Genomic DNA, 12,552 nt, shown 5'->3' on the forward strand with positions numbered 1-12,552 from the left:
AAGATGGGTGAAAATAAAATCATTGCATATGTACGCAACTTTCGTTTCAAGGACCACTCGCTGGGGATGGCATTCATCATCCTGGTGATCATCGCCACCATCGTCGGGTGGCCCAACTTCCTCAAATTCAGGAACCTTACGAACATTCTCAGGCAAATATCCTATACAGGCATCATCTCCTTGGGGATGACGCTGATCATCATCTCCGGCGGCATCGATCTTTCGGTCGGGTCCATGACGGCATTCGTGGGAGGCATCTCCATCTTCTTCCTCAACCTCTTCGGCCCGACTTCGACGATGGGAATCGTGCTGACCTTCCTGTTTGCACTGGTCTTCGGCTCTTTCTGTGGTGCGCTGAACGGCATTATGGTCGCCAAGTTCAAGATGGCACCCTTCATCGTTACCTTGGGCACCATGTCCATATTCCGGTCGCTCATCCAGTACTTTTCCAATGCAGGGACCATCCTTTCGGTCAACATGGGGTACGGCAAATTGGGAAGCAGTTCGATCCTCGGACTGCCGACTCCCGTATGGTTCTTCGTCATCGTAGGCATCATCCTGCATATTTTGCTCAACCATACCAGTTTCGGGCGGTATATCTGTGCTACAGGCAGCAATGAGCAGGTGGCCAAGTATTCGGCCATCAATGTGGCTGTAATCAAGTTCTTTCCGTATGTCATCACCGGATTCACGGTAGGAATTACGGCAATCATGTGGTCGAGCAGGCTGAACTGCATCAATCCAAGCGATTGTGCGGGGTATGAAATGGATGCCATTGCAGCAGCGGTCATCGGGGGGACGCTGATGAGCGGCGGCAAGGGCAGCATCATCGGCACCATGATGGGGGCCGTGATGTTGGGCATCATCAACAACATGCTTGTCATGGGAGGCATCAGTGCCTTCCTGCAACAGGCTGTCAAGGGTTTCGTGATTATTGTTGCGGTACTGCTTCAGTACAACAACGGTAACAAATAAACAGGAGGATTGGAAATGAAGAGAGTATTGGTAATTGTTCTTTGCTTGGTCTTTTCGGTAGGCTTGGTCTTTGCCCAAGGCGTTTCTGAACCAAAAGAAAGTGTTCCGAAGATTGGTATTGCAGTACCTTCTCCCGACCACGGCTGGACCGGCGGCATTGGCTGGTGGGCTGACAAGGCAGTGAGGGAACTCCAGCAGAAGTATCCCGGCAAGTATGAGTTCAAGGTCCTCCATGCCGACGGCTACGCAAAACAGATTTCCGATATCGAAGACCTGATGGTCTGGGGTATGGATTATCTGGTAGTCCTTCCTCACGAGTCCGCCCCGCTGACTCCTGTGGTGAAGGAAGCTCATGCTTCTGGAGTGAAGTGCATCGTTGTTGACCGTGGATTGACCGACACCACCTTCGGGTATGTAAACCTTGCCGGCAACAACCACGAAATGGGCAAGGTCTCCGGCGCCTTCGTACGTGATTACATGAAAGCCAACAAACTGACCAAGTATGTTGCAATGGGCGGCATGCCGGTCGTCATCGATGGAGAGCGCATGAACGCATTCTTCGACGAGATGGCCAAAGAGCCGACGCTGATCAACCTCGCCGGCGGCAGGAACTATGATTTCGCCGACTGGTCCACGCAGAAGGGACTTGAGCTGATGGAGAACTACATCCAGAAGTATCCAGAGATCCATGCTGTCTACTGCCAGGACGACGATGTCATGATCGGTGTCCTGCAGGCCATCAAGGAGAGCGGCCGCAAGGATATCAAGCTGGTATTCGGCGGTGCAGGATCGAAGGCTGCCTATGAGATGATCATCAACAACGACCCGTTGGTAAAGGCAACCGCCACGTACCACCCGTCCATGGTCTATGATGCGATCATGTACTGTCTCGATGTGGTTGAAGGCAAGAAGAGTGATGCCTTCCATACCGCCAAGTCTCCTACCGCCGTAGTGCTTCCTTCGGTGTTGGTCGACAAGAACAACGTCATGAATTTCTACGACAAGGACTCTGTTTTCTAGATCGGATGAGCATGCATCACCTTTTTCAGGCTGTTGGAATTCCAACAGCCTGTTTTCTTGCAACCAAGGCAACTCCCTAATGCTTTTGGACAGAAACATCAATTCTGCTGGAATTATGAGACAGGCTCCCCTATCATGTATTGTTTTCATCGATTGGAAAATACATACTACACATTGATGCACCGATAGCGTTTGCACAGATAGGAAAACTCTTGTTATGCAATCCTTTATATGGGTATTATATGAAAAAGGAAAGGAGACATACCCAATTAAAGAACAGAGCATTACTCGACGATTCATCATCGGTTTGGTGCTCATCCTAATTGCCCTCTTGGTTGTTGGGTACATCAAGTTGAGCTTGACCACCCACGCGATTGAGACCAATCGCGAGCTCAGTCATACCTATGATGTCATCACCGAAACCAAGAGCCTGATGCGAACCTTTCACAATATCCGCATAGCCGAACAAGGCTATCTATTAACTGGTGACCGGCGCTATTTGCAAGAGATCGGAGTCAGCGCCTACTCCTTCGACCAACACCATATCAAACTGAGCATACTCACCCGTGACGACGAGGTGCAACAACAGCGCTTGGAGAAATTGAAGACCACCTTCGATGAATTAATCGTCCAAGCAGTACAGCCGATGCTTGCATTCCGTGACACCGTTACCGGGGAGGTGTCCACATACTTTGAGAAGGATGAACTCAATCACCTGATGGAAGTCTCAAAAACCATCTCCCGGGAGTTGGAAACAATCCTCGACGAGATCGAGAAAAGCGAATATGAACTGCTGGCAATCCGGCAGCAGGAAGTAGATTATTGGTATAATCTCGATCAATTTGTCACCTTCTTCGGTCCTGTAATGATCATACTCATCACCTTCTTTGCAGGCCGTGGGGCGGTAATTCGTCTGGACCGCTACCGCCGCCAGCAGGAACGCGACCAGAGTGAGCTTCGCTCGACCCGCGACCGGTTCGCCTCGATTATCAAGGGCTCGAATCTGGGCACCTGGGAGTGGAATATTGTAACCGGAACAATCCAGATCAACGACAACTGGGCGGCCCTGCTTGGCTACACGAAAGAAGAACTCGAGCCGGTCACCATCGAGACCTTCAAGCGGTTGACCGAACCTGAGGATTTTGAACGTTCCTTTTCGCAGCTTCAGCAACACTTCAGCGGTCAGCTCGACTTCTACTCCTGCGACGTCCGCATGCAGCACAAGGACGGTCACTGGGTCTGGATTCTCAATCGCGGGCAGGTGATAACCTGGGACGACCAACACAATCCCGTCATCATGACAGGCACCCATGCCGATATTTCCAAGCGGGTGGCCGACGCCCAGGCCTTGGCACGCAGCGAGGAAGAGAACCGTAAAATATTTGAGAGCATGAACCAAGGGTTTGCCTATTGCCAGATTCTCTTGGATGAGAACGGGGTTCCCAACGACTACCGCATTCTGAGGGTCAACCAGAACTTTGAAGTACAGACGGGCCTTGAGAACAAGAACGCTGTCGGCAAGAGAATCACTGAAATTATCGATGTGGTGGAGCCGTATTGGTTCGAATACAATGGCAAGGTCGCCTTAACCGGGAAGTCAATGATCTTCGAAGCGTACAATGCCGGCCTGGGCAGGCTCTTCAGGATCTCCTCGTTCAGTCCAGGATACAGCTATTTTGTGATGATCATCGACGACATCACCCACCAGAAAGAAACCGAGGCACAGCTCATTTATGAGAAGAACCTCTTTGAGACTACCCTGCTCTCCGTCGGTGACGGAGTAATAAGCACCGATGCACACGGCAATGTTCAATTCATGAACAAGGCAGCAGAGATACTTACCGGCTGGAATGCAGAGGAAGCGAAAGGAAGGCGATTCGAGGAAATCTTCAAGATCCTGTACGGCAAGGACCGATCGGCATGCCCCAATCCTGTAGAACAGGTTCTTGCTGTAAAGCATGCCATTGAACTGGAAGAGGACACCATCCTCATAGCCCGCGACGGCTTCGAACGGTACATTGATGACAGTGCTGCCCCCATCCTCGATGCCGAAAGGAACATCACCGGAGTGGTGCTGGTCTTCCGCGACAGCACTGAGCAACGGAAAAAACAGCATGAGATTCTCTCGCTCAGCTTCACCGATCCCCTGACCACCCTGAACAACCGCCGGTACTACGATCAGGTCAAGCATGAAGTGGATTCAGAACCCTACTACCCCCTTACCTTGGTCGTTGCAGATGTGAACGGCCTGAAGCTGACCAATGACGCCTTCGGCCATGAGGCCGGGGACGAGCTGCTGCGCAAGGTTGCCGAGGTGATGCGCAAAACCTGCCGCGAGGACGACATCATCAGCCGCATCGGGGGTGATGAATTCGTCCTCCTGTTGCCGCAGACCGATGCCCTCCATGCCCAAGCCATCGTCAAACGCCTCAACACCGCTCTTGAGAAAGAGCATATCAAAGGCATCCAGGTCTCGGTCTCCTTCGGGTACGCAGTGAAGGAAGAGGGGGAGGACCAATTCGAGGACACCTTCAAGACAGCCGAGGATGTGATGTACCAAAACAAGCTCGCCAGCAGCCTGTCATTCAAGAAGCAGGTCATCTCCTCACTGCTTGAGCGCTTGTTCTCCCAAGACCCCACCCTCGAAGAGCATAGCCGCAAGGTGGCCGACCTGGCTGGTTCGTTCGCCCGGGTTCTTGGTTATCAGGAACATGAGATCCAGGAACTGCGACTTGCAGGCACCTATCATGACTTGGGAAAAATCGCCATCTCCCCGGCAATCATCAAGAAGTCAAGCTCGGAGATGACCCGCAGTGAAAACCTTGAGTTCAAGCGCCATGCCGAGATCGGGTACAACATCCTGCGCTCGGTTGGAGAGTATGCATCCTTCTCTGTGGCGGTACTGCATCACCACGAACGCTGGGACGGCAACGGCTACCCTCAAGGTTTGAAGCATGAGGCCATTCCCCAGGAGGCTCAGATTCTTGCCATTGCAAACTCCTACGCCGATTATGTCGGACCCAGGTTGCATGGAGAGTGCATCAGCGAAGAGGAGGCGATTGCTGTGCTCAGAGAGCGCAAGAACACCCAGTTCAATCCTGACTTGATCGAAACCTTCATCACCAAGGTCCTCAACAAAGCTTGACTTTCTTTCCATCTGTCCTACGATAGGGTCATGCAAACCAACGAACAACTGATAACACTTTGCCAAGACCTGATCAAACACCCCAGTCTCTCAGGGTTCGAGAAAGAAGCGGCTTCCTTCATCCAAAAGACCATGCAGAGTCTCGCCTATGACGAGGTCTCCATCGATGCCTATGGCAGTGTCGTCGGCAGCATATTCGGCAGCCAGGAGGGACCGGCCGTCCTCATGGACGGTCATATCGATACCGTGGGTGTGGAGAATCCCAATCTGTGGAATCATGATCCTTTTGCAGGTCGGTTGACCGAGGGACGCATATACGGCAGAGGCAGCAGCGACATGAAAGGTGCACTCAGTGCAATGATGCTTGCTGCCTCAGAGTTCAAGAAGAAGACAGGCGGCAAGTTTCGAGGTTCACTCCATGTCTCGGCAACTGTGTGCGAAGAGTGCTTTGAGGGTATCTCATCCCGCCTGGTCACCAAGTTCGTCAAACCCGATGTTGTCATCGTGGGAGAAGCATCCTCGCTTGCGATCAAGCGCGGGCAACGGGGCCGTGCAGAAGTTGTGTTGCAAACCTTTGGAAAAAGCTGCCACTCCTCCAATCCCGACGAAGGGGTGAATGCTGTTACCGCCATGCTGACGTTACTGCCTGAGATTCTTGCCCTCAAAGCGCCGCATCATCCAGTACTCGGAGAGGGGATTCTGGTATTGACCGACATTGTCTCATCTCCCTACCCGGCTCTGTCCGTCGTGCCTGAGTCCTGCAAAGTCACCTTCGACCGGCGCCTGCTTGTGGGAGAGACCGAAAAATCCATCCTCGAGCCGATCCAACAAATCCTGGACAAGCATCCTGATATCAGAGCGACGGTTTCGGTGGCTGAAGGCAGCCTTACCTGTTATACCGGCAAGAGTATAACTGCAAAGCGGTTTTTCCCTGCATGGCTCCTCGATGAGGACCATCCATTGGTGCAGGCAGCCAAGGCCGCCCTGCCCTCCAGCCCTCTTTCCCACTACAGCTTCTGCACCAATGCAAGCCACTTTTGCGCAGAGGCCGGAATTCCCACCATAGGGTATGGACCTTCAGAGGAGTCGCTCGCCCACACGGTGGACGAATACATCAGCACAGCGCAACTCTCACTGGCCTTGGATGGGTATCTCGCTCTTCTTGATCACCTGCTGGTGTGATGCAGTTCGCCCATACATCAAGCCGACTGCAGCCAGGAGGATGCCGCTTATGCTGAGAAGCAGCTGGATCGAGACCCTGTCCGCCAAGGGGCCGAAGATCAGGATGCCCAGCGGTATTGCACTTCCACTGAGTATCTGGACCATGGAAAAGACGCGACCCAGCTTGTCTTCATCGGTGGTCTCTTGGATCATGACAATTTCGGCGGTATTGAGGAAGGGAACAAATATGCCTCCCAGTCCCATGATGATGAGGTAGAGCAGAAAGGTGGGTGCAACGCCAAGCAAGGCAAAGCAGATGCCGAAGGCGACCAGCGAGTATGCAATTGCATGGACTTTGTTTTTGAAGTTGCCCTTCAGCGACACCAAAAGACCACCGAACAAGGCTCCTCCTGTCCAGACCATCTCGTTGAGGGTGAGACGCCAGACTTCACTGCCGAAGGTGCGTTCGACCAGCAAGGGGGTAAGGATGGCTGCCGGGGTGATGAGAAAGAACGAGAAGCCGTAACAGATCAAGAGGTTGCGGAGAATCGGGTGTGAGAAAGTATAAGAAATACCTACCTTGATGTCCGCCACCACCGAATGTGTCAGTTCCGATTGCTTGGGCTTGGACACCTTGATGAAGCTGAAAACCAGGACTGCAAGGGTTGCCGTTACTACATCCAGGTAGAAGGTGGAGACCAAGCCAAAGAGGCCGAGCATCATTCCCCCTACTGCAGGAGAGAGGAGCATGAGCGCAGAATTGATGCTCTGGTTGATACCTTGGATACGCACCAGGTGCTCCTCAGCAACCAATTGGGGTATGATTGCATTCACAGCCGGGCTCTGGACTCCACTTCCGATTGAGCGAATGACCGAGACTGCCAGGATTGCCCAGATTGACTCCCAGCCCAAAGAAAAGATAAGAGCCAAAACGAGGGTGGCGACTGCAATGAAGCTGTCGCTGAGCATGATCAGGATCTTGCGGCTGTGACGATCAGCCCACACCCCGCTGTAGAGGCTGATAAGCAAGTGGGGCACCATCTGTGCCAAGGTTGCCAACATGAGGTAGATACCCGAGGAGGTTTCCAAGGTGATATACCAGATGATGGCAAATCCGACTACCGAGGAGCCGAATATCGAGAGATTCTGACTGAGAAGAAAGAGGACCACACGCTTGGTAAACAACGGTGGTGCCTTCTGTTGTATGGTGTCTTGCATATATTCTCAACATAAGGGTGAATACGGTGATGTACCAGAGCTCTTACCGACGTCCTCACTGTATCGAGTAGCGCGGGTCCTGTAAAGACCTGCCAGGGCCGAGAGTTTTACGATGGCAGGCTTCGCCTGGAAATCAACGAACTTTTTTAGAACATCGCCGGATGGAGGCATCACCGGCTGTGTATCCATCAGGGAGTGCCGGGGACACACGCGTAGCGTAGTACTATTGAAGCGAATGGAAGCCCGACGCTGCTCCTAAAACCCGGGCCGTTCATGCGCAATACAGAGACAATGCCGCAGAATTTGATATCAACACGGGAGAAATCCTTTCCGGATTTCTTCCAGATAAAGCAAAGTCACTGGTAACTGAGTGGATTGGTATTCATACTCATGAAGAAGAAATCTGGGAATCCCAGATTTTTAGAAGGCTTCCCCCTTTGGAGTAAAGCGATGAATGAATTTGTATTTCACAGAATTACAAGTATCGGGGCGTTGGATGACTGCATTCTCTGTGCTCAGTTTGAGGAAGGTGTCATTAAAACATACGACATAAAAAAACTATTCCATAAGGTCCCGGCCTTTCGTGTGTTCGAAACCAAGCCTGAGTTATTTTTCTCTGTCCATGTGGACACAGGGGGTTATGGGATTGTATGGAATAATGAGCTTGATTTGGATTCCAACGAAATATGGCATAATGGTCAAACTGAAAATTCTCCATTCAACAATCTAATCTCATTCGGAACTGCTACATCCCAATGGGGCCTCAGTGAAAGTACGCTGAGGAAAGCTATCTCATATAGGAAGTTGATTCCAGGGCGTGATTGCTGTAAATTCGGAAAGCAATGGGTTATCACCAGAGAGGCGATGCTTCGAGAATATGGTCAACCCCAGATTCCTACTGATAAAAATCACCTGTCTGCAGCCGAGAAGGAGTATCCTTACAGCAATTCCTAATAAGTGAGATTTTTAAACGCGGTACACCTTGCATCAGATTGCCGAATCATCGGGTCAGACAAAATTCAGCTATTGCCTGTGCAGCAGCTGCTTGCTGCTCAGCAGCACTAAGCGTGGCGATACCGTCGCCTTTCTGCACCCCGTAAGAAGCAAATCCAGCATGGATTCCACCTTGTAGCACAAGCTCTGTATAGCCTTTTGGCAGGTTTGTCTTGTACTTTTCATAGGCCTCCCTGCTCAGAACCGTATCGTTGCTTCCTGTAATGCTTACTACGCTCAGCGGGAGGGAAGAGATGTCGACCGTTGTATAGGAAGCGAGCAGGATCAGGCCTTTCAGCTGGTCGGCATGCTTGGCGGCAAAGCTGGCTGCCATACTGCCTCCCAGCGAATGGCCTCCCACATACCAGTGCTCTATTTCAGGATGGGACGCAAGGAATCGTTCGGCCCGATTGATGCCGAACACTGCAAGGTTGAATGGCATCTTCGGTACTATGCACAGGATGCCTGCCTGAGCAATACGAAGCGCCAACGGTTCGTAGGCGCGATGGTCGACCTTTCCCCCTGGATAGAAAACCAAGGCGGTTTTTGTGTTTCCTGGATCGACAATGAGGGCATCGTTTGTATCGAGCACCCGGATATCTGAGAACATGGCCCGCTCTTGAAGATCCACCGCTGCATGGTAATAGTCAGAGACGTAGAGCAAAAAAGCTCCGACCAAAAGGATTGCCGCCACCAATATACCCAAGAAAATCTTTTGAGCCGTTCTCAACTTCTTCTGCATACTCGGCTCCCTTGATACGGTAGGAAACGTTCATGCTTGTCAGCATGAAAGGAGAGCACGTCTCCCAAAGCCCCGTCATGGTACTTCAGCTTGGGGCAGGAAAGTCTTACCTCATAATCCCCGCCCGTATAGTCACCAACCACCTTGTCCCAAAAATGAACGGAGCTCAGATTCTTTGGATGACGTCCGATCTCCCATGCACCCCCAAACGTTTCAAACAGGTGGGTGGCGACATAGCTTCCGATGCCGTGATGTCGATACGCATGCATGACAAAAAATTCGGCCATGGAATAGTCACAGTCTGTATGCACGATGAAATCGTGGGTGTCAAAAAAGACAAAGCCTGCCCACTGTTCATCCACTGCAATAAGAAAGGCATAGTATCCTTCGTTTGTCCAATAAGTTGACGCATGTTCTTCAAATGCATACGTTCCGTCTGCATCCACCTCAAGGTGATTATACTGGGACCATTCATAGCAGTACATCTTCAGCAGACTTCTCAACACAGTTTGCTCATGTGTGGCCTCTTTTGTAACCCGAACAAGTGTTATTGTGCCCTTCTCCATGTACATCACCTTTCTCTTACTATGACCGGTATGAACTACTCTGTCCATGGATTGGATTGATGAAATCTTTGGGTACCAACCAAGGTGGATTTGCATTGCATGTTCAGCTATATTGAATGGCCTATGAGTATGACTATTCTTGTCACCGGAGCAAGTGGAGGCATGGGATTGAGCGTCTGCCAGGTCCTGGCTGACAGTGGATTGTCCAAGGCCCGGATATTCGGCAACCGAAAGGTCAGTTTCCCTTCCGTTTCATTGCAGCCGATATAACGGACAGCACCCAACTGGAAGCTGCTTTCCAAACCATCAAGGAAAAAGCGGGTTCACTTCAGCCGCAATTCCAATTCAGATACTCTCACAGCCCGGCTTTTGATATATACGCTGCAGATGAACACAACAGATTTGAAAATGAATCAGAACTCATAGTGTGGCCACATACTGATACTATTTATCCTACGATAAACCCAAAAGTAGAACCATATCCTACTCAACCCTCTTAGTACCGTTGATTCCTGCATTTCAGAGCACTTTTCCCCACTTTTAGTTGCATTCTGAAGCCCTTTGGTGTATCCTATATATGGTTATACTTATAACCATATATAGGCAGCTGGGAGGTAGGGACTCATGGCGTTCATAAAAGTGCAGAAACTGGTCAGAAATGAGGATGGGAGTGTCAGGTCGGGCAGCGCCGCGATCATGACTACCGAATACGACTCCTCATACAAAGGGCGGTCCCGTCATAGCACCAGAGAGAAGCTTGGAAAAGTTATATCTCTAGATGCCACAGGGAAAAGTGGGGTATTCCTGTCTCCGACCAGAGGGCTTGTAGCCTATGATTCGGTATCCGATACCTTTGAAATCATTGGAAAGGAAGATTCAAGGATCAAGGGCAGCAGCCTCTTTGCGGAGCCCGAAATTCATACTGTTTTCGGTGATGTCTACCTCTTCCTCCAGTTTTGTCAAAAATCAGGCCTGCTCAGGGTTCTACGGACGGCTTTTTCACAAGATAAGGAGTACGAGAGGGTTCTTTCGCATCTGCTTCACTCGGTCCTGAAGGACGGGTCCAGGGTCTCTTGCGACGATTTCATTGGGAAATCCTTCGCTTCCTATCTTTTTGATGAGATCCCCTCCGGTTCCCTTGGGAGCGATACCGTATACTTCTCCCTGATGGGCGAAGACACAAGCAGGGTTGCCTTCTTCAAGGCGTTTGTCTCCCATATGAGAAAAACCGATCCTGGGTTTGGCACCAGTTGCTATGTTGATTCGACACCCTTGCCCAACACCATCCGGGACAACCCGTTCAACGCCCTGTGCAGCCATGGGATAGAATCCACCTCCATCCAGACAAGGCTGGTACTCGTATTGGATGATAAGACGGGTTTCCCCGTATGGTATTCAATTATACCCGGCAACGTCCTGGACCTGGGCACCCTCCAATCGACCATGGAGGATGTGGCAGAAACCCTTGATATCTGCATCAACAATTTCGTCCTTGATGCAGGGTATGCAAGCAAGGCCCTGATCGAGGCTTTCCATTGTGGGAACGAGAAGGGAAAAACCATGACCGTGCGCATGCCTGCAAAGAACGGCTATCCGCACAAGACTCTCTACCACCAGGCAAGGAAGCTGATGGGTAATGCCAAGTATGAGTTCATCCGCCAGGGCCACACCTATTTCGGCAAGCATTTCGAGACCGACATCTTCGGGCTCAAGATGCATGCCTATGTATATGTGGACAAGGACAATGCTCTGGAAGGGAGCAGGAACTACCGCCTGAAGCATGAGGATGAATACCAAGCTATGACAGACAAGGAGAAGAACTGGACCTCGGTACGATTCGGCTTCTTCATCCTTCTATCCACCGAGCTGAAGGAACCTGACGCCAAGCTGGACGACTACTTTGGCAGAACCCAGATCGAGACAGTGTTCAAGACCAGCAAGGAGTACCTGAACCTCCTGCCGCTTTCCAAATGGTCGGATCTTACAGTCAGGGGGAAGATTCTCTCTGATATCATATCGACCATCGCCTTGCTGCAGCTGAGGAAAACACTCTCAGGGCCTGGAATCTCCACGTGCAAGCTTATCGGGAAGACCCAGTCGCTCATGTGTACAAAGAAGAAGGATGGTACGGTGATTGTTGAAGTGCCGAACAAGCAGGTCAGGGATTTCTATCAGGAGCTGAAGGTGAAAGTGCCATCTTCACTAAACCTGAAGGAGTTCAAGGTCGATACCCTGAAGCTGAAAGCTAACGTGTCAAAAAAATGAACTGATTTATGGTTCTACTTTTGGGTTTATCGTAGGTTTATGGTCTTGACGTCCTCAAAGCATAGGCCTACGGGTGAAGAAGAGCGTTGGCATCTTACCATCAGGAAAGATTTTTGCAACCTTACACATTTTTCTGTCCTGGATAACACAATAGACATCCTATCATGCACTGTGAGAGAAGATCCTCAACCACTCAAGTTGATACATTCTATGCTATGATGTTAGTGAATTTTTCAATGAGAGTACCCAGAATCCCCAAATAACGGCACCAGGTTGCAAGAACGATCTTTGATCGTTATAGCTCGTAAACGTATAATCAATTTTCAAGGAAGCTGGAATCAAGCAGGAAATCATAGATGTTTACGGTCAAGATGCCATATTCGTCATACGTGGGTTGAACAATGTCACTGGTAACTATGATTTTCTTAAATGAGTCATTAATTTTGGCTCAATCATAAATCTTGTGG

General features: G+C 50.6%; 10 protein-coding genes and 1 pseudogene. 8 read left to right on the top strand and 3 right to left on the bottom strand.

What is annotated here, in order from left to right:
* Positions 1 to 3 precede the first annotated feature (3 nt).
* From B3K89_RS09405 to B3K89_RS09420, 4 genes are all read left to right on the top strand, one after another.
* The gene (locus B3K89_RS09405; protein ID WP_293895157.1) at positions 4 to 975 is read left to right on the top strand and encodes an ABC transporter permease; all 972 of its coding nucleotides are present in this window, start codon (positions 4 to 6) and stop codon (positions 973 to 975) included.
* A gap of 15 nt (positions 976 to 990) precedes the next feature.
* Positions 991 to 1,995: a substrate-binding domain-containing protein gene (locus B3K89_RS09410; RefSeq protein ID WP_293895160.1), complete on the top strand. Its 1,005-nt coding sequence runs from the start codon at positions 991 to 993 to the stop codon at positions 1,993 to 1,995.
* A 310-nt stretch (positions 1,996 to 2,305) separates the two neighbouring features.
* A complete protein-coding gene (locus B3K89_RS09415; RefSeq protein ID WP_345907324.1) occupies positions 2,306 to 5,140 on the top strand; it encodes a diguanylate cyclase domain-containing protein in 2,835 nt (944 codons plus the stop codon).
* A 30-nt stretch (positions 5,141 to 5,170) separates the two neighbouring features.
* Entirely contained in the window at positions 5,171 to 6,322 is a 1,152-nt protein-coding gene (locus B3K89_RS09420) for a YgeY family selenium metabolism-linked hydrolase (protein WP_293895166.1), read from the top strand.
* On the opposite strand, the gene B3K89_RS09425 is transcribed toward B3K89_RS09420, so the two are convergent.
* A complete protein-coding gene (locus tag B3K89_RS09425; RefSeq protein WP_293895169.1) occupies positions 6,272 to 7,519 on the bottom strand; it encodes an MFS transporter in 1,248 nt (415 codons plus the stop codon). The two genes, B3K89_RS09420 and B3K89_RS09425, sit on opposite strands and share 51 nt — an antisense overlap.
* 281 nt (positions 7,520 to 7,800) lie before the next feature.
* Between B3K89_RS09425 and B3K89_RS13785 the strand changes: the two are divergent.
* A pseudogene (locus B3K89_RS13785) lies at positions 7,801 to 7,965 on the top strand (DUF4160 domain-containing protein); the annotation flags it as partial.
* A gap of 4 nt (positions 7,966 to 7,969) precedes the next feature.
* The gene (locus B3K89_RS09430) at positions 7,970 to 8,473 is read left to right on the top strand and encodes a helix-turn-helix domain-containing protein (RefSeq protein ID WP_298505616.1); all 504 of its coding nucleotides are present in this window, start codon (positions 7,970 to 7,972) and stop codon (positions 8,471 to 8,473) included.
* 46 nt (positions 8,474 to 8,519) lie between these two features.
* Here B3K89_RS09430 and B3K89_RS09435 read toward each other — a convergent pair whose 3' ends face one another.
* Entirely contained in the window at positions 8,520 to 9,254 is a 735-nt protein-coding gene (locus tag B3K89_RS09435) for an alpha/beta hydrolase (protein ID WP_345907325.1), read from the bottom strand.
* A complete protein-coding gene (locus B3K89_RS09440; RefSeq protein ID WP_345907326.1) occupies positions 9,239 to 9,739 on the bottom strand; it encodes a GNAT family N-acetyltransferase in 501 nt (166 codons plus the stop codon). Before B3K89_RS09440 ends, B3K89_RS09435 begins: the two co-directional genes overlap by 16 nt.
* A gap of 204 nt (positions 9,740 to 9,943) precedes the next feature.
* Here B3K89_RS09440 and B3K89_RS09445 point away from each other — a divergent pair, with 204 nt between their 5' ends.
* Both B3K89_RS09445 and B3K89_RS09450 read left to right on the top strand, forming a co-directional pair.
* Positions 9,944 to 10,090, top strand: coding sequence for a hypothetical protein (locus B3K89_RS09445; RefSeq protein WP_345907327.1), 147 nt, complete (start codon positions 9,944 to 9,946; stop codon positions 10,088 to 10,090).
* 354 nt (positions 10,091 to 10,444) lie between these two features.
* A complete protein-coding gene (locus tag B3K89_RS09450; protein ID WP_345907328.1) occupies positions 10,445 to 12,085 on the top strand; it encodes a transposase in 1,641 nt (546 codons plus the stop codon).
* Positions 12,086 to 12,552 lie beyond the last annotated feature (467 nt).

It is taken from the genome of Sphaerochaeta sp. UBA5849 (assembly GCA_002432715.1).
Taxonomy (GTDB): domain Bacteria; phylum Spirochaetota; class Spirochaetia; order Sphaerochaetales; family Sphaerochaetaceae; genus Sphaerochaeta.